Source organism: Streptomyces atratus, from assembly GCF_900119365.1.
Classification (GTDB): domain Bacteria; phylum Actinomycetota; class Actinomycetes; order Streptomycetales; family Streptomycetaceae; genus Streptomyces; species Streptomyces atratus_B.
Genome location: NZ_FPJO01000001.1, coordinates 846050 through 864358, shown reverse-complemented (window position 1 = coordinate 864358; position 18309 = coordinate 846050). Strand labels below are relative to the sequence as shown.

Here is an 18309-nt window from a genome sequence, read left to right as displayed (position 1 = left end):
GTGGGAGTCCGACTCCTTGCCGTTACTATGCAAAATGCGTGCCCGTGTGTCTGATGTACCGGGCTCGGTCCGCGAAGCCGCCACCCGTGCGGCGGAGCAGAACCCCAAGAAGTCAGCCACAAGGAGACCGAACCGTGAAGAGCGCCGTGGAGACCCTGAACCCGACCCGGGTTCGGCTCACTGTCGAGGTGCCCTTCGAGGAGCTCAAGGACAGCCTCGACGCGGCGTACAAGAAGATCAACCAGCAGGTCACGGTGAAGGGCTTCCGCAAGGGCAAGATCCCTGCCCGGGTCATCGACCAGCGCTTCGGCCGCGGTGCGGTGCTGGAGGAGGCCGTCAACGACGCCCTCCCGAAGTTCTACACCGAGGCCGTCAACGAGGGTGAGCTCAACGTCCTCGGCCAGCCCGAGGTCGACATCACCGAGCTGAAGGACGGCGAGCTGCTGGCCTTCACCGCCGAGGTTGACGTACGCCCCGAGATCGAGATTCCGGACTACTCCGGCATCGAGGTCACCGTCGACGCCCTCGAGGTCAGCGACGAGGACGTCGAGAAGGCCGTGGAGCAGCTCCGCGAGCGCTTCGCCTCCACCAACCCGGTCGAGCGCGCCGCTGCCGAGGGCGACGTCGTGACGATCGACCTGCAGGCCAAGGTCGACGGCGAGGTCCTGGAGGACGGCGTCGCCGAGGGTGTCTCGTACACCATCGGTTCCGGCGAGCTCCTCGACGGCATCGACGCCGCCGTCACCGGCCTGGAGGCGGGTGGCGAGGCCACCTTCACCTCCGAGCTGAAGGGCGGCTCCGCCGAGGGCAAGGAGGCCGAGGTCACCGTCAAGGTCTCCGCCGTCGCCGCCCGTGAGCTCCCCGAGCTGGACGACGAGTTCGCCCAGATGGCGAGCGAGTTCGACACCCTCGACGAGCTGAAGGCGGACAGCCGCAAGCGCCTCGAGAACACCAAGCAGTACGACCAGGCCACCCAGGCCCAGGAGCGTGTCCTGGACGAGCTGCTGAAGCTCGCCGAGGTCCCGATCCCGGAGAAGCTGCTCGCGGACGAGGTCCAGACCCGCAAGCACAACCTGGAGCACCACCAGCTCGGTCAGATGGGTCTGACCCTCGACAAGTACCTGGAGATCCAGGGCAAGACGGTCGAGGAGTTCGACGCCGAGACCTCCGAGCAGGCGATCAAGGGCATCAAGACCCAGTTCATCCTGGACGAGATCGTCAACAAGGAGAAGCTGAACGTCAACCAGGAGGAGCTCACCGAGCACCTCATGCGGCGCGCTGCTTCCTCCGGCATGAGCCCCGACCAGTTCGCCCAGGCCGTCGTCGAGGGCGGCCAGGTGCCGATGCTCGTCGGCGAGGTCGCCCGCGGCAAGGCGCTGGCCGTGGTCGTCGAGGCCGCCAAGGTCGTCGACACCAACGGTGAGGTCGTCGACCTGGAGGACGACGAGGAGGAGGCCATCGAGGCCGTCGAGGCCGCCGAGGGCACCACCGAGGCCGCTGCCGACGCCGCCGCCGAGGCCGCCGAGGAGAAGAACGAGGCCTGAGCCTCGCGCTGAACCCGAACGACGGGCTCCGGACGCCGCTGCGTCCGGAGCCCGTCGTCGTATGGCGTACGGTGCCCCACAACCCTTGTGCGGACTGCGGAGCTTGCGCTCCGAGCGAACAGTCGCGGAAGCGGGATGGCGTTGTCCCACCTGCGCGTTAGGGTCCATGAATAGGAAGGGCAGGGGAGTCCCCGCCCACCCGGTACGAAGACGCTGAGACGGCCGGAGCCGTCAGAGACGAGCAGGTGGATACGTGACGAATCTGATGCCCTACGCCGCCGGTGAACCGTCCCTCGGTGGAGGCCTCGGTGACCAGGTCTACAGCCGGCTGCTCGGCGAGCGCATCATCTTCCTCGGTCAGCAGGTGGACGATGAGATCGCCAACAAGATCACCGCGCAGCTGCTTCTTCTCGCCGCGGAGCCCGAGAAGGACATCTACCTCTACATCAACAGCCCCGGTGGCTCGGTGACGGCCGGCATGGCGGTCTACGACACCATGCAGTACATCCCGAACGACGTGGTCACCATCGGTATGGGCATGGCGGCCTCGATGGGCCAGTTCCTGCTCACCGGCGGCACCGCGGGCAAGCGCTTCGCGCTCCCGAACACCGACATCCTCATGCACCAGGGTTCGGCCGGCATCGGCGGCACGGCCTCGGACATCAAGATCCAGGCCCAGTACCTGCTGCGCACCAAGCAGCGGATGGCGGAGATCACCGCCCGTCACTCCGGCCAGACCGTCGAGACGATCATCCGCGACGGCGACCGCGACCGCTGGTACACCGCGGAGGAGGCCAAGGAGTACGGCCTCATCGACGAGATCATCACGATCGCATCGGGCGTTCCGGGCGGCGGCGGCACCGGCGCCTGATCCGGTACCCACCGGATCCGGCCCCACCGCCCCGCGCACCTCTCGTACGCCGAGACACCCAGCCACAGAACGCCACCAGGATGGTGAACACCCACATGAACAACTTCCCCGGCGCCTCCGCGAGCGGCCTCTACGCCGGCCCGCAGGTGGACAACCGCTACATCGTGCCGCGCTTCGTGGAGCGCACCTCGCAGGGCGTGCGCGAGTACGACCCGTACGCGAAGCTCTTCGAGGAGCGCGTGATCTTCCTCGGCGTGCAGATCGACGACGCCTCGGCCAATGACGTCATGGCGCAGCTGCTGTGCCTGGAGTCGATGGACCCGGACCGGGACATCTCGATCTACATCAACAGCCCCGGCGGCTCGTTCACCGCGCTCACCGCGATCTACGACACGATGCAGTTCGTGAAGCCGGACATCCAGACGGTCTGCATGGGCCAGGCGGCCTCCGCCGCGGCCGTGCTGCTCGCCGCGGGCACGCCCGGCAAGCGGATGGCGCTGCCCAACGCCCGTGTGCTGATCCACCAGCCGTCCTCGCAGACCGGCCGTGAGCAGCTCTCCGACCTGGAGATCGCGGCCAACGAGATCCTGCGGATGCGCACCCAGCTGGAAGAGATGCTGGCCAAGCACTCCACCACGCCGATCGACAAGATCCGCGACGACATCGAGCGCGACAAGATCCTGACCGCCGAGGACGCCCTCGCCTACGGTCTTGTCGACCAGATCGTGTCGACCCGCAAGCAGGCGGCCACGGCCGTCTGACGTCGGCCTTCACCCCTTGGCACGCCACGTTCGCCCGGTCCTTGCCGTGTGAACCGTGCCAAGGGGGGCCCGAACCGGGGCCAAGGCAAGGTACCGTCGGATAGAGGCACCAGGAGCCGCTGAACCAAGCTGCTCCCAGGCGAAGGGGAAGCACCTCGTGGCACGCATCGGTGATGGCGGCGACCTGCTCAAGTGCTCGTTCTGTGGAAAGAGCCAGAAGCAGGTGAAGAAGCTCATCGCGGGTCCCGGTGTGTACATCTGCGACGAGTGCATCGATCTCTGCAACGAGATCATCGAGGAGGAGCTCGCCGAGACCTCCGAGGTGCGGTGGGAGGAACTTCCCAAGCCGCGCGAGATCTACGAGTTCCTCGAGGGGTACGTCGTCGGGCAGGAGCCCGCGAAGAAGGCCCTCTCGGTCGCTGTGTACAACCACTACAAGCGGGTCCAGGCGGGTGAGAACGGCGGCGCGCAGGGCCGGGACGACGCCATCGAGCTGGCCAAGTCCAACATCCTGCTGCTGGGCCCCACGGGCTCCGGCAAGACACTGCTCGCGCAGACGCTGGCACGCATGCTCAACGTCCCGTTCGCCATCGCCGACGCGACGGCGCTGACGGAGGCCGGCTACGTCGGCGAGGACGTCGAGAACATCCTGCTGAAGCTGATCCAGGCCGCGGACTACGACGTCAAGAAGGCCGAGACCGGGATCATCTACATCGACGAGATCGACAAGGTCGCCCGCAAGAGCGAGAACCCGTCGATCACCCGCGATGTCTCCGGCGAGGGCGTCCAGCAGGCCCTGTTGAAGATCCTGGAGGGCACCACCGCCTCCGTACCGCCGCAGGGCGGCCGGAAGCACCCGCACCAGGAGTTCATCCAGATCGACACGACGAACGTGCTGTTCATCGTGGGCGGCGCCTTCTCCGGCCTGGAGCGGATCATCGAGTCCCGGGCGGGTGCCAAGGGCATCGGCTTCGGCGCGACGATCCGTTCGAAGCGGGAGATCGAGGCGAGCGACCAGTTCCAGGAGGTCATGCCGGAGGACCTGGTGAAATTCGGGATGATCCCGGAGTTCATCGGCCGGCTGCCCGTCCTCACCTCGGTCCACAACCTGGACCGCGAGGCGCTGCTGCAGATCCTCGTCGAGCCGCGCAACGCGCTGGTGAAGCAGTACCAGCGCCTCTTCGAACTCGACGGCGTCGAGCTGGACTTCGACCGCCCGGCCCTGGAGGCCATCGCCGACCAGGCGATCCTGCGCGGCACCGGCGCGCGTGGCCTGCGGGCCATCATGGAGGAGGTCCTCCAGTCCGTGATGTACGAGGTGCCGTCCCGCAAGGATGTCGCCCGGGTCGTCATCACGGCGGACGTCGTCCGCAACAACGTGAACCCGACCCTGGTCCCGCGCGAGCCGCGGACGATCGGCAAGGGCGACGGCGGGCGGCACGAGAAGTCCGCGTAGCGGCAGAGGAAAAACGTGAAAGGGCACTCACCAGCCGGACTGGTGAGTGCCCTTTCATGACGCGCCGTGAAGATGGGCGTTGCTTTTTACCAGTGAAGATTGTTTGCCTTGGGCGTCACGCAGGCCTCGAGTACCTTATTCCCTTCGAGAACGAATACTTGTACCCAAGCCTGTCGAATTCCGCCCGCGTCTGACGCAGAAGTGCCGAAACTCTGGGATGTCCCGCTGCCCGCGTAGAGATGGTGCAACGGCCAGGCGTGGTCTGTCCCGTTGCTCCGGCGAGTTACGAGTCCGACCGCGACGTGGTGCCCGTCTGCTCTGCGGTCGGATACGGAAAGGGTCATCGGGTTCAACCGAGTCTTGCTCTCGAAGTCCCACTTGCCGCCTCCGCTGGCGCCAGCCATGAGAACGGACCCGGTGAAGCAGCCCTCGTCGTAGTTGGCGGAGGTTGCCGACGCCGGGGAGGCTGCGAGTTGGACGAGCAGGGCGGTCGCAGCGGCAGCGCTGAACGCGAGGAATCTTTTACGCATGTGTTTCTCTTCCGAGAGATCTGGTGCGATCTGACGAGGTGACACTATTGAACTTGCGTGCTGAATGATCGTGTTGATCTAAATCTAGTCACCGGCCACGGGTGTTTTGGCTAGATCGCGGGGCCGGAATCGCTACTCGGGTGAGCTTGCGGAGGTCCGTGCAGCGGCAGACGGAAACAGACGGAAGGGGCGCCGGCCAGGTGAACTGGCGGGTGCCCCTTCCGATGTCGTGGTGCGATCAGATCTTGGTGCGGGATGTGCTGTAGAGCTTGGCGGTCAGGGCGGCCACGTCGTCCTGGGACATGCCCTTGCCGGCCATGGAGAGGGCCACATCAACTCCGTTGACGACGCCGACGGTGCTGTAATCCGCCCAGACGCAGACGGGAATCAGGAACTCCTTCGGACCCTTCTCCGCCGTGCCGTCGCCTTCCTTGTTGATCACCTTCAGGTCCTGGCACTTCATCAGCGCACCCTTGAACCCGGGTGGTGTGACGGCCTTGGCGCTGCCGACGAGCTGGACGTCCATGCCCTTCTCGCCCTTCTTCATGTCCGCCTCGGCGTTGGTGAAGGAGCTGTCGATGACCTTCGCCGGGTCGGTGACATCTCCCCAGATCCCCGTAAGCGTCACGGCCTTGCCGGTGAGTGGGTTGTCTTCGGAACCCGACGAGTACTGGGCCCTCACCTTCTGGGGGTCCTTGATCCCCATGGCTTCGGCTTCCGTCTTGTCGTCGCCTGTCACCGGCGTCGACGTCGACGGCATGCCGGCTTCCTTCTTGTAGCCGTCCAGCGTCGCAGCCGGCGTCAGCTTGTACCCCTTGGTGGAGTCCGCCACGTCGCTGTTGCTGGCACCGCCCGACGTCAGGAAGTACACCCCGCCCCCGATGACCGCCAGGGCCACGACGACGCCGCCGATGATCAGGCCCGTCTTCTTCTTCGGCTGGGCCGGGGGCATCGGCATCGTGCCGTAGGCCTGCTGGCCGCCGTACGGGGGAGTGGGCGGCTGCTGGCCGTACGGGCCGGGCTGCTGGGCCTGGGGGTAGCCATAGCCCGGCTGGGGCTGCTGCTGCGGGACACCCTGGGGAGCCTGCTGCGGGTAGCCGTAACCGGGCTGGCCCTGCGGGGGCTGCTGGCCGTACGGTCCGGGCTGGCCCTGCGGCTGCTGCCCGTACGGTCCGGGCTGGCCCTGGGGCGGCTGGCCGCCGTACGGTCCCGGCTGGCCCTGGGGCGGCTGGCCGCCGTACGGGCCCGGCTGGTTGTAGCTCATCTGCGGTGTCCCCTGTTCGTCATGCTTATGCGTTTCGAACATCCTGACGGAAGGGCTCCCCATATGGAGCACCGGGCGTCACACCGTTACTCAACAAACCGGTTTCAGCGCACGACTGTGACGGCCCTAAACTGTCCCCCGTGACCGAGAAGACTCAGCAGACGCCAGCCAGCAACCCCGAACTGCCGACCCAGTACGCACCGGCCGAGGTAGAGGGGAAGCTGTATGAGCGCTGGGTAGAACGGGGTTACTTCACCGCCGACGCGAAGAGCGACAAGCCTCCGTACACGATCGTCATTCCGCCGCCGAACGTCACCGGTGCGCTCCACCTGGGCCATGCCTTCCAGGTCACGCTCATGGATGCCCTCACGCGGCGCAAGCGCATGCAGGGCTTCGAGACGCTGTGGCTGCCGGGCATGGACCACGCGGGCATCGCCACCCAGAACAAGGTCGAACAGCAGCTCGCCGAGGAAGGGAAGTCGCGGCAGGATCTCGGCCGCGAGGCGTTCACCGAGCGCGTCTGGCAGTGGAAGGACGAGTACGGCGGCCGGATCCTGGGCCAGCTGAAGCGCCTCGGCGCAGGGCTCGACTGGTCGCGCGAGCGGTTCACCATGGACGAGGGGCTCTCCAAGGCCGTCCAGACGATCTTCAAGAAGCTTTATGACGACGAGCTGATCTATCGCGCCGAGCGCATCATCAACTGGTGCCCGCGCTGTCTGACCGCGATCTCCGACATCGAGGTCGACTACCAGGACGACGACGGCGAGCTCGTCTCGCTGAAGTACGGCGAGGGCGACGAGACCGTCGTCGTGGCCACCACCCGGGTCGAGACCATGCTCGGTGACACGGCCGTCGCCGTTCACCCCGACGACGAGCGGTACGCGCACCTCGTCGGCAAGCGGATCAAGCTGCCGCTGACCGACCGGACGATCCCGGTCGTCGCCGACACTCACGTCGACCCCGAGTTCGGAACGGGTGCCGTCAAGGTGACGCCCGCTCACGACCCGAACGACTTCGCGATCGGTCAGCGCCACGACCTCGAGCTCATGACGATCATGGACGAGCGCGGTGTCATCACCGTGCACGGCCCCTTCCAGGGACTCGACCGCTTCGAGGCGCGCTCCGCGATCGTCGCCGCCATGCGCGAGCAGGGCCGCGTCGTCGCCGAGAAGCGCCCGTACGTCCACTCCGTCGGGCACTGCTCGCGCTGCAAGACGACCGTCGAGCCCCGCCTCTCCCTCCAGTGGTGGGTCAAGGTCGAGACGCTCGCCAAGGCCGCGGGCGACGCGGTCCGCGACGACCGGGTCGCGCTCCACCCGAAGGACATGGAGAAGCGGTACTTCGACTGGGTCGACAACCTCAACGACTGGTGCATCTCACGGCAGTTGTGGTGGGGCCACCGGATTCCCGTCTGGTACGGGCCGAACGGCGAAACGGTCTGCGTCGGCCCCGACGACGAGGCGCCCACGGGCGAGGGCTGGGTCCAGGACGAGGACGTCCTCGACACCTGGTTCTCGTCCGGTCTTTGGCCGTTCTCGACGCTCGGCTGGCCGGAGGAGACCCCGGACCTCGAGAAGTTCTACTCGACCGACGTCCTGGTCACCGGGCACGACATCATCTTCTTCTGGGTCGTCCGGATGATGATGTTCGGTCTGTACGCGATGGACGGTGAGGTCCCCTTCAAGACCGTCGCGCTCACCGGTCTCGTCCGGGACGAGTTCGGCAAGAAGATGTCGAAGTCCAACCCGAACGCGGTGGACCCGATCGACTGGATGGACGCGTACGGCTCGGACGCCGTGAGGTTCACGCTCGCCACGGGGGCCAACCCGGGCGCGGACGTGCCGATCGGAGAGGACTGGGTCAAGGCCTCCCGTAACTTCGCCAACAAGATCTGGAACGCCACCCGCTTCGCGCTGATGAACGGCGCGACCGTGGAGGGCGAGCTGCCGCCCGTCGAGCAGCTGTCGGCGACCGACCGGTGGATCCTGTCGCGGCTGAACAAGACGGTCGCCGAAGTCGACGCGTTCTACGACGACTTCCAGTTCGCGAAGCTCTCCGACGCCCTCTACCACTTCGCGTGGGACGAGGTCTTCGACTGGTACGTCGAACTGTCGAAGACGACCTTCTTCGCGGGCGGTGAGGGCGCCAAGCTCTCAGGCCGGGTCCTCGGCGAGGTCCTGGACGTGATGCTGCGCGTGCTGCACCCGATCGTCCCGTTCGTCACCGAGACGCTGTGGACCACGCTCACCGGCAAGGAGACCCTGGTCACCGCCGACTGGCCGAAGGACTCCGGCTTCCGCGACGACGCGGCCGAGCAGGAGATCGCGCTCGTCCAGCAGGTCGTCACCGAGGTCCGCCGGTTCCGCTCCGACCAAGGCCTGCAGCCCGGCCAGAAGGTCCCGGCCGAGCTCACCCTGACCGGCACGCCGCTCGCCCCGCACGAGGCGGCCATCCGCCAGCTGCTGCGGCTCCAGCCGGCCGAAAAGGGCTTCCACGCCACCGCCTCGCTGCCCGTCGCGGGCGCCACGGTCGCGCTCGACCTCTCCGGCACCATCGACGTCGAGGCCGAGCGCAAGCGCCTGACGAAGGACCTGGGCGCCGCCGAGAAGGAGAAGGCCCAGGCGGTCGGCAAGCTCTCCAACGAGGCGTTCCTCGGCAAGGCCCCGGACAATGTGGTCGACAAGATCCGTGGCCGGCTCGCCAAGGCCGAGGCCGACATCGAGCGGATCTCCGGCCAGCTGGCGAACCTGCCGCAGAGCTGATGACCTGAGCACGGAGCCCCCGTTCCCCTGACCGACCAGGGGGACGGGGGCTTCGCTCGTTTCCTCCGACATCCGTGCCCGCACCGGGCGCTGCGTGCGATGTCCGTGCCCATCCGTAGACTGGCCCCGTGAGTGAGCCCCGCCCTTCCGACCGGCACGACGACTCCGATTCCGACGACACCTTCGCGGAGATCGTCGACGAAGAGACCCAGCGCGACCCCGACCTGGCGGTGATCGAGGCCGGGAGCCGCACGCTGCGCACCCGCTCCGGGCCGCCGCAGGGCGAAGAGGTCCCGGCCCGCCCCGCCGACCCCGAGGTGGACAAGGCGCTGCGCGCCGTGGAGCAGGAGCTCGCCGGACGCTGGGGCGAGACCAAGCTGGAGCCCTCCGTCACGCGCATCGCCGCGCTGATGGACGTGCTCGGCGAGCCGCAGCGCGCGTACCCCTCGATCCACATCACCGGGACCAACGGCAAGACGAGCACGGCCCGCATGATCGAGGCGCTGCTCGGCGCCTTCGACCTGCGTACCGGCCGCTACACCTCGCCGCACGTCCAGTCGATCACCGAGCGGATCAGCCTGGACGGCTCCCCGATCGACCCCGAGCGGTTCATCGAGGCGTACCAGGACATCAAGCCGTACGTGGAGATGGTCGACACCCAGCAGCCGTACCGGCTCTCCTTCTTCGAGGTGCTGACGGGCATGGCCTACGCGGCCTTCGCCGACGCGCCGGTCGATGTCGCGGTCGTCGAGGTCGGCATGGGCGGCAGCTGGGACGCGACCAACGTCATCGACGCCTCGGTCGCCGTCGTCACCCCCATCTCGCTGGACCACACCGACCGGCTGGGCACCACGCCCGCCGAGATCGCCGGCGAGAAGGCCGGGATCATCAAGCAGGGCGCCACGGTCGTCCTCGCCCAGCAGCCGGTGGACGCCGCGCAGGTCATGCTGAAGAAGGCCGTCGAGGTCGACGCCACGGTGGCCCGCGAGGGCATGGAGTTCGGCGTCGTCTCGCGCGAGATCGCGGTCGGCGGCCAGCTGCTGACGCTGCGCGGCCTCGGCGGCGAGTACACAGAGATCTTCCTCCCGCTCTACGGCGCCCACCAGGCGCACAACGCGGCGGTGGCGCTCTCCGCGGTGGAGGCCTTCTTCGGGATCGGCGCCGAGCAGCCCGGCTCGCTCGACGTCGACACGGTCCGCCGGGCCTTCGCCTCGGTGGTCTCCCCGGGCCGCCTCGAAGTCGTCCGCTCCAGCCCCACCGTCGTCCTGGACGCGGCGCACAACCCGGCGGGCGCCCGCGCCACCGCCGACGGGCTCTCCGAGGCCTTCGGCTTCTCCCGGCTGATCGGTGTGGTCGGCACCAGCTCCGACAAGGACGTCAAGGGGCTCCTCGAAGCCTTCGAACCGATCTTCGCCGAGGTCGTCATCACGCAGAACTCCAGTGGCCGCGCGATGGACGTCGACGCGCTGGCCGCCGTCGCGGTCGAGGTCTTCGGCGAGGACCGCGTCCAGGTGGAGCCACGCCTGGACGACGCCCTGGAGGCGGCGATCACCCTCGCCGAGGAGGAGGACGAATACGCGGGCGCCGGTGTTCTGGTGACCGGTTCCGTGATCACGGTCGGCGAGGCCCGGCTGCTCCTGGGAAGGCGCTGACCATGCGTACCCTCTGTGCGTCCACGCTGATCGGCGAGTTCTTCGTGATCGGCTTCGCCGGACTCGTCGCGATGAAGTCCGACGACCTGACCAATGCCACGGTCTGGACGGTCTGCGGCATAGGCATGCTGCTCTCCGTGCTGCTCTGCGGAATGATCACCCGCCCCGGCGGCATACAGCTCGGCTGGGTGCTGCAGATCGCCCTGGTGCTGAGCGGCTTCGTCGTCCCGATGATGTTCATCCTCGGTGTGGTCTTCGCCGGCCTGTGGTGGGCCTCGGTGCACTACGGCCGCAAGATCGACGAGGCGAAGGCCCGCTGGGCGGCGGCGCAGGAGGCGGCCGAGGCACCGGCCGGTGGCTGACGCGGTGTCCGTCGGCCAAACCCGGCCGCCGGCCCGTCCCCGTACCCCTGTAGCCTCGGTTCACCGCACCCGCATGCCTGCAAGGAGCCGCACACCATGACCCAGCGCACCCTCGTTCTCCTCAAGCCCGACGCTGTCCGGCGCGGACTGGTCGGCGAGATCGTCGGGCGGATCGAGCGCAAGGCCGGCTGGCGGATCACCGCACTGGAGCTGCGCACCCTCGACCGCGCCACGCTGGAGCAGCACTACGCCGAGCACGTCGGCCGTCCGTTCTACGAGCCGCTCGTCGAGTTCATGCAGTCCGGTCCGATCGTGGCGCTGGTCGCCGAGGGCGAGCGGGTCATCGAGGGCATCCGTACGCTGGCCGGCCCCACCGACCCGATCGCCGCCGCACCCGGTTCCATCCGCGGTGACTTCGGCACGATCACCCGGGAGAACCTCATTCACGCCTCGGACTCCGAGGAGTCCGCAGAGCGGGAACTGAAGCTTTTCTTCCCCGGAATCGCCTGATCGCCGATCAGCCGAACAGCGCTCAAGACCTGGGGCGACCGAATTAATTCGGTCGCCCTTCGGTATAGGGTCCGGAATCGCGGGAACGCATCCCTCCGACGTAACGTCACCATGAGTGGAACGGCCACCCGTTCCGCCCACAATGGCGAAGGACCCTCGCGCGGTGTCCGTCACTGCGGCACTACGATGGAATCTTCCACGCCCGCCGCGCTCACCTCGCCGACCGGAACAAGCCACATCGCTTTCTCGGAAGGCCCGACGCATCCTCATGGGGAACAAGGGGAACTCAATGTCGTTCATCGGCCGTGACATGGCTATCGACCTCGGGACTGCCAACACGCTGGTGTACGTCAGGGGGCGCGGCATCGTTCTGAACGAGCCGTCCGTCGTGGCCATCAACACCAACACCGGCGGCATCCTGGCGGTCGGCTCCGAGGCCAAGAAGATGATCGGGCGTACACCGGGCAACATCGTTGCCGTACGGCCCCTGAAGGACGGCGTGATCGCCGACTTCGAGATCACCGAGCGGATGCTCCGCTACTTCATCCTGAAGATCCACAAGCGCCGCTACCTGGCCCGCCCGCGGGTCGTCGTCTGCGTGCCCTCCGGCATCACCGGGGTCGAGCGACGCGCCGTGATCGAGGCGTCGACGCAGGCCGGCGCGCGCCAGGTGCACATCATCGAGGAGCCCATGGCGGCGGCCATCGGCTCCGGGCTGCCGGTCCACGAGGCCACCGGCAACATGGTCGTCGACATCGGTGGCGGCACCACCGAGGTCGCGGTCATCTCGCTGGGCGGAATCGTCACTGCCCAGTCGATCCGGACCGCCGGCGACGAGCTGGACAACGCGATCATCCAGCACATCAAGAAGGAGTACTCGCTCCTCCTCGGCGAGCGCTCCGCCGAACAGATCAAGATCACGATCGGTTCGGCATACGACATGGACGAGGACGAGCACACCGAGATCCGCGGCCGCGACCTCGTCTCCGGACTGCCCAAGACCGTGGTCGTCTCGGCCGCCGAGGTCCGCAAGGCCATCGAGGAGCCGGTCAACGCGATCGTCGACGCCGTGAAGACCACGCTCGACAAGTGCCCGCCGGAGCTCTCCGGCGACGTCATGGACCGCGGCATCGTCCTGACCGGCGGTGGCGCGCTGCTGCGCGGACTGGACGAGCGGCTGCGCCGCGAGACCGGCATGCCGATCCACATCGCGGAGGACCCGCTGGACTCGGTGGCCCTCGGATCCGGCAAGTGCGTCGAGGAGTTCGAGGCGCTCCAGCAGGTGCTGGACGCACAGCCCCGCAGGTGAACAGCCCCGCAGGTGAACCACCCCGCGGGTGAACACACAGCGGTCCGCTGTACGGAACACTGCCGCTCCGTACGGCCGATCGTTGATATACAGGCACGAACATTCCGACGAGGAAGGCACGGCCGCCGCACGTGAGGGACACACGAGAGAGCCGGCTGCTCCTGGTGCTGCTGATCGCCATCGCGTTCGCATTGATCACGGTGGACATCCGCGGGGGCGAGGAGTCACCGGTGGACGGCGCCCGGCGGGCCGCCGCAGCGGCCTTCGGGCCGGTGGAGAACGGCGTCGCGGCCGCCGTCGACCCAGTGGGCAACGCCATAGGGGCGGTACGCGAATCCGGGACACGGCACAACCGGATCGCCGAGCTGGAACAGCAGAACGCCGCGCTCAAGACGAAGCTCGGCAGCGACGACCGCAACCGCAGCAGGGTCCGTGAGCTCGACCGGATGCTGAAGAAGTCGGCCGCCGGACAGTACGGCATCAAGGGCGCCGAGGTCATCGCCATAGGAGCGGCCCAGGGCTTCTCCTGGACGGTCACCATCGACGCGGGTTCCAACGACGGAATCAAGCGCGACATGACCGTCATCAACGGCGACGGACTGGTCGGCCGGGTCACCACCGTCGGCCCGGACACCGCCACGGTGCTCCTCGCCAACGACCCCGACTTCACCGTCGGCACCCGCATGGAGAAGACCGACGAACTCGGCTTCGCCACCGGTCAGGGCTCCCAGCCGCTGTCCGTCCAGTTCCTCAACGGCAAGGCCAAGGTGAAGAAGGGCGACCGGCTCGTCACCTTCGGCTCCAGCAAGGACAAGCCCTTCGTGCCCGGCGTCCCGGTCGGCGAGGTCGTCCGGGTCGACCCGTCCGGCGGCGGCCTGACCCGTACCGTCTACGTCCGCCCGTACGTCGGCTTCACCAAGCTCGACATCGTCGGCGTCGTGGTCCAGGCCCCGCGCCAGGACCCCCGTGACATGGTCCTGCCGAAGCAGCCGGCCAAGCCCGCCAAGCCGAAGCCGACGCCCACCGTCACCGTCACGATCTCGCCCAACGGCGACATCGTCGACACCGAAGGAAACGTCGTCGGGAACATCCACGAGAGCCCGGACCCCAGCAACAGCCCGGACCCGAACGGCACTCCGAACGCCGACACCGCGGTCAACGAGCAGAGGTAGAGCTGATTCCCATGCGTTTGAACCGGATTCTGCTCTCCGCCGTCCTGGTCGTCGTCGCCCTCGTCGTCCAGGTCTCCGTGCTCGCCCGCCTCCAGCTCCCCGGCGCCGTGCCCGACCTGCTGCTCCTCGTCGTCCTCGCTCTCGCCTTCGTGTACGGGCATGTCAGCGGCGCCCTCATCGGTTTCGGCGCGGGGCTCCTCGCCGACCTGGCACCGCCCGCCGACCACGCCGCCGGACGCTACGCGCTGGTCCTCTGCGTCATCGGCTACCTCGCGGGGCTGATGAAGCCGGAGAACGGGCAGCTGAAGTCGGCGATGGTCCCGATGATCGGGGTGGTCGCCGCGGCGATCGGCTCGACCCTGCTGTACGCGCTGGTCGGCGCACTCGTCGGGGACACGGCGGCCCGCCATGTCGGCCTGGGCAGCCTGATGTTCACCGCCGCCGTCTACGACCTGCTCCTGGCCCCCTTCGTCGTACCGCTGATCATGGCCGTCGCCAGACGCACGGTGAACGACCCGCTCGCCGAGACCTCCGGCGGCGGGGACGTGGCCGCGGGCTGGCTCGCCTCCGGCACCGGACTGCGGATCGGCAGCCAGCGCGGCGGACTGCGCGTCAAGGCCGCCCGCAACCGCGCGGCCCGCGCCGGACGCATCAAGGGGGTCAAGCGACTGTGAGGCCGCACCGCAGCCAGGACACCTCGCACACCTCCGGCCCGACCACCACCGGGGGCGCCCCGTGACCAACATCCCCGAGACCGGCCGGACCCAACGCGTCCAGATCCGACTCATCGTCATCCAGGTCCTCGTCTTCTCCCTGCTGCTCACCCTCGGCGGCCGCCTCTGGTACCTCCAGATCCGCAACGGCCGGGAGTACAGCGACGAGGCGAAGAACAACCACGTCCAGCAGGTCGTCCAGCCCGCCGTCCGCGGCTCCATCCTCGACGCGCGCGGCGTGCCCCTCGCCGACAACGAGACCCGGCTGGTGGTCTCCGCCAGCCGCACCGAGCTGATGAAGATGGAGGACGACGGCAAGAGCGTCCTGACCCGGCTCGCCGGCGTCCTCGGCATGAAGCCCAAGGAGGTCCTCGACAAGGTCCGGCTCTGCGATTCGAAGACGCCGCAGCCCTGTTGGAACGGCTCGCCGTACCAGCCGATCCCGGTCACCGACGAGGCCACCACCCAGCAGGCCCTCACCATCCGCGAACGCGCCGAGGACTTCCCCGGCATCACCGCCGAGCCCACCGCCGTACGCCGGTACGGAGAACCCGGCAAGGCCAACACCGCGCAGGTCCTCGGCTACCTCTCGCCGGTCACCGACGAGGAGATCACCAAGGCCCAGAACACCGACTCGCCCTACCTCCGCTCCGACCAGGTCGGCCGCTCCGGCCTGGAGCGCACCTATGACAAGGAGCTGCGCGGCAAGGCCGGCGTCACCCGCTACGAGGTCGACAACCTCGGCCGGGTCATCGGCCAGGCGAAGAACGACAAGGCGGAGCCCGGCTCCAGCGTCGTCACCTCCATCGACGCCCGGGTCCAGGCCGTCGCCGAGTACGAGCTCAACGAGGCCATGAAGACGGCCCGTCAGGCCTTCGACAAGAACACCGGGGAGAACTACAAGGCCGACTCCGGCGCCGTCGTCGTCATGGAGGCCAAGACCGGCCGCGTCGTCGCGATGGCCTCCCTGCCGAACTACGACCCCAACGCCTGGGTCGGCGGCATCTCCGCCAAGGACTACGCCAAGCTCACCGGCAAGAACTCCAACTTCCCGCTGCTGAACCGGGCCATCCAGGGCCAGGCCGCCCCCGGCTCGATCTTCAAGGTCATCTCCTCGACCGCGGCGGTCAACGCCGGATACCCCTTCGACGGCCACTACCCGTGCCCCAGCTCGTACAACGTCGGCGGCCAGACCTTCAAGAACTTCGAGTCCCAGGGCTACGGCGACATCACCATCGGCCGGGCCCTCGAAGTCTCCTGCGACACCGTCTACTACGGCATCGCGCACAGGGAGTGGCTGAAGGACGGCGGGATGAACCCCAAGAAGAACACCAAGGACTGGTTCTACAAGACCGCCCACCAGTTCGGCCTCGGCAAGGAGACCGGCATCGACCTCCCCAACGAGGTCAGCGGCCGGGTCCCCGACCGCAAGTGGAAGCAGGACTTCTACAAGGCGAACAAGGACGCCTGGTGCAAGCAGGGCAAGAAGGGCGGCACGTACGTCGAGCAGATCGCGTACGAGAACTGCCTCGAAGGCGACAAGATGCGCGCCGGTGACTCCGTCAACTACTCGATCGGCCAGGGCGACACGCTCGTCACCCCGATCCAGATGGCCACCATCTACGCCGCGATCTCCAACGGCGGCACGCTCTACGACCCCACCGTCGGCAAGGCGATCGTCAGCGGCGACGGCAAGAGCGTCGAGGTGGTCAAGCCCAAGTCGCACGGCAAGCTGCCCTTCACGCGCAAGACCCGCAACGAGATAGACGAAGCCCTCGCGGGAGTCGCGACCCGTGGTTCGGCCGCCTGGCGATTCGGCGGCTGGCCGCAGGACAAGATCCCGATGCACGCCAAGACGGGTACGGCCGAGGTCTACGGCAAGCAGACGACCTCCTGGTTCGCCACGTACACCAAGGACTACTCGATCGTCATGACGATCTCCCAGGGCGGTACCGGCTCCGGCGCGTCCGGGCCCGCCGTGCGCAACATCTACGACGCCCTCTACGGTCTCGACGACTCCGGCAAGCAGGACCTGAAGAAGGCGCTGCTGCCCACCCCGCAGAAGTCCCTGCCCAAGATCCAGCAGGACGGCTCGATCGACGTACCGGAGATCAAGCCCTACAACCCGGACTCGCAGAAGACCCCGGAGGAGCAGACCCTCGCCGCGGTCCTGGGGAGGCGCGACTGATGGCCGGCTTCTCCGTCCAGCGGTACGCCCCCGAGCGCTCCGCCTGGGGCAAACTCACCGCCCGCGACTCCCTCGTACGCAAACTCGACTGGCCGCTGCTCGGGTCCGCGCTCGCGCTCTCCTTCATCGGCTCGCTGCTGGTCTACTCGGCGACCCGGGGACGCGACTCGCTCACCCATGGCGACCCGTACTACTTCCTCTTCCGGCACGCCCTCAACACCGGCATCGGCTTCGCCCTGATGGTCGGCACGATCTGGCTCGGCCACCGCACCCTGCGCGGCGCCGTCCCGGTCCTCTACGGCCTCTCGGTGCTGCTGGTGCTCGCGGTGCTCACCCCGCTCGGCGCCACCGTCAACGGCGCCCACGCCTGGATCATCATCGGCGGCGGCTTCTCGCTCCAGCCGTCCGAGTTCACCAAGATCACCATCATCCTGATCATGGCGATGCTGCTCGCCGAGCGCGTCGACGCGGGCGACCAGCTCCATCCCGACCACCGGACCGTCGCCAAGGCCCTCGGTCTGGCGGCCGTCCCGATGGCCGTCGTCATGGGGATGCCGGACCTCGGCTCCGTGATGGTCATGGTCGTCATCGTGCTCGGTGTGCTCCTCGCCTCCGGCGCGTCGAACCGCTGGATCGCCGGACTGCTCGGCGCGGGCGTGGCCGGTGCCATCGCGATCTGGCAGCTCGGCCTGCTCGACGAGTACCAGATCGCCCGCTTCGCCGCCTTCGCCAATCCGGCGCTCGACCCGGCGGGCGTCGGCTACAACACCAACCAGGCCCGCATCGCGATCGGCTCCGGCGGCCTCTCCGGTACCGGCCTCTTCCACGGCACCCAGACCACCGGCCAGTTCGTTCCCGAACAGCAGACCGACTTCGTCTTCACCGTCGCGGGCGAGGAGCTCGGCTTCCTCGGCGCCGGGCTGATCCTTGTCCTGCTCGGTGTCGTCCTGTGGCGCGCCTGCCGGATCGCCCGCGAGACGACCGAGCTGTACGGCACGATCGTCGCCGCCGGAATCATCGCCTGGTTCGCCTTCCAGTCCTTCGAGAACATCGGGATGACGCTCGGCATCATGCCGGTCGCCGGACTCCCGCTCCCGTTCGTCTCGTACGGAGGGTCCTCGATGTTCGCCGTCTGGGTGGCCGTCGGGCTGCTCCAGTCGATCAGGATGCAGCGGCCGATAAGCGCCTGAGCCGGTGCGCGAGCACTGCCCATTC

General features: G+C 68.0%; 14 protein-coding genes. 13 read left to right on the top strand and 1 reads right to left on the bottom strand.

What is annotated here, in order from left to right; all coding sequences use genetic code 11:
- Positions 1 to 134 precede the first annotated feature (134 nt).
- The 4 genes from tig to clpX all read left to right on the top strand — a co-directional run bounded on the left by tig (position 135) and on the right by clpX (position 4632).
- Positions 135 to 1544, top strand: coding sequence for a trigger factor (tig, locus tag BT364_RS04015; RefSeq protein WP_072483635.1), 1410 nt, complete (start codon positions 135 to 137; stop codon positions 1542 to 1544).
- A gap of 265 nt (positions 1545 to 1809) precedes the next feature.
- Positions 1810 to 2415, top strand: a complete 606-nt coding sequence (locus tag BT364_RS04010) for an ATP-dependent Clp protease proteolytic subunit (protein WP_177328013.1) — start codon at positions 1810 to 1812, stop codon at positions 2413 to 2415.
- A gap of 80 nt (positions 2416 to 2495) precedes the next feature.
- Positions 2496 to 3176 carry an ATP-dependent Clp protease proteolytic subunit gene (locus tag BT364_RS04005; protein WP_072483633.1) on the top strand — a complete coding sequence of 227 codons (681 nt, stop codon included), beginning with the start codon at positions 2496 to 2498 and terminating at the stop codon, positions 3174 to 3176.
- Between the two features lie 157 nt (positions 3177 to 3333).
- Positions 3334 to 4632: an ATP-dependent Clp protease ATP-binding subunit ClpX gene (clpX, locus tag BT364_RS04000; RefSeq protein ID WP_072483632.1), complete on the top strand. Its 1299-nt coding sequence runs from the start codon at positions 3334 to 3336 to the stop codon at positions 4630 to 4632.
- A gap of 768 nt (positions 4633 to 5400) precedes the next feature.
- Here clpX and BT364_RS03995 read toward each other — a convergent pair.
- The gene (locus BT364_RS03995) at positions 5401 to 6426 is read right to left on the bottom strand and encodes a hypothetical protein (protein ID WP_072483631.1); all 1026 of its coding nucleotides are present in this window, start codon (positions 6424 to 6426) and stop codon (positions 5401 to 5403) included.
- A gap of 140 nt (positions 6427 to 6566) precedes the next feature.
- On the opposite strand from BT364_RS03995, the gene BT364_RS03990 reads away from it, so the two are divergent.
- The 9 genes from BT364_RS03990 (at position 6567) to rodA (ending at position 18284) form a co-directional block, all read left to right on the top strand.
- Positions 6567 to 9188, top strand: a complete 2622-nt coding sequence (locus BT364_RS03990) for a valine--tRNA ligase (RefSeq protein WP_072483630.1) — start codon at positions 6567 to 6569, stop codon at positions 9186 to 9188.
- Between the two features lie 128 nt (positions 9189 to 9316).
- On the top strand, positions 9317 to 10840 hold the full coding sequence (gene folC, locus BT364_RS03985; protein ID WP_072483629.1) for a bifunctional tetrahydrofolate synthase/dihydrofolate synthase: 1524 nt from the start codon (positions 9317 to 9319) through the stop codon (positions 10838 to 10840).
- A 2-nt stretch (positions 10841 to 10842) separates the two neighbouring features.
- The gene (locus tag BT364_RS03980) at positions 10843 to 11202 is read left to right on the top strand and encodes a DUF4233 domain-containing protein (protein WP_072483628.1); all 360 of its coding nucleotides are present in this window, start codon (positions 10843 to 10845) and stop codon (positions 11200 to 11202) included.
- 96 nt (positions 11203 to 11298) lie between these two features.
- The gene (ndk, locus tag BT364_RS03975; protein WP_072483627.1) at positions 11299 to 11712 is read left to right on the top strand and encodes a nucleoside-diphosphate kinase; all 414 of its coding nucleotides are present in this window, start codon (positions 11299 to 11301) and stop codon (positions 11710 to 11712) included.
- Between the two features lie 289 nt (positions 11713 to 12001).
- Positions 12002 to 13021, top strand: coding sequence for a rod shape-determining protein (locus BT364_RS03970; protein WP_072483626.1), 1020 nt, complete (start codon positions 12002 to 12004; stop codon positions 13019 to 13021).
- Positions 13022 to 13152: 131 nt separating this feature from the next.
- Positions 13153 to 14193: a rod shape-determining protein MreC gene (gene mreC, locus BT364_RS03965; RefSeq protein WP_072483625.1), complete on the top strand. Its 1041-nt coding sequence runs from the start codon at positions 13153 to 13155 to the stop codon at positions 14191 to 14193.
- Positions 14194 to 14204: 11 nt separating this feature from the next.
- Positions 14205 to 14867 carry a rod shape-determining protein MreD gene (gene mreD, locus BT364_RS03960; protein WP_072483624.1) on the top strand — a complete coding sequence of 221 codons (663 nt, stop codon included), beginning with the start codon at positions 14205 to 14207 and terminating at the stop codon, positions 14865 to 14867.
- A gap of 61 nt (positions 14868 to 14928) precedes the next feature.
- A complete protein-coding gene (mrdA, locus tag BT364_RS03955) occupies positions 14929 to 17094 on the top strand; it encodes a penicillin-binding protein 2 (protein ID WP_072483623.1) in 2166 nt (721 codons plus the stop codon).
- Positions 17094 to 18284, top strand: coding sequence for a rod shape-determining protein RodA (rodA, locus tag BT364_RS03950; protein ID WP_072483622.1), 1191 nt, complete (start codon positions 17094 to 17096; stop codon positions 18282 to 18284). The genes mrdA and rodA overlap by 1 nt, the downstream gene beginning before the upstream one ends.
- Positions 18285 to 18309: the final 25 nt, after the last annotated feature.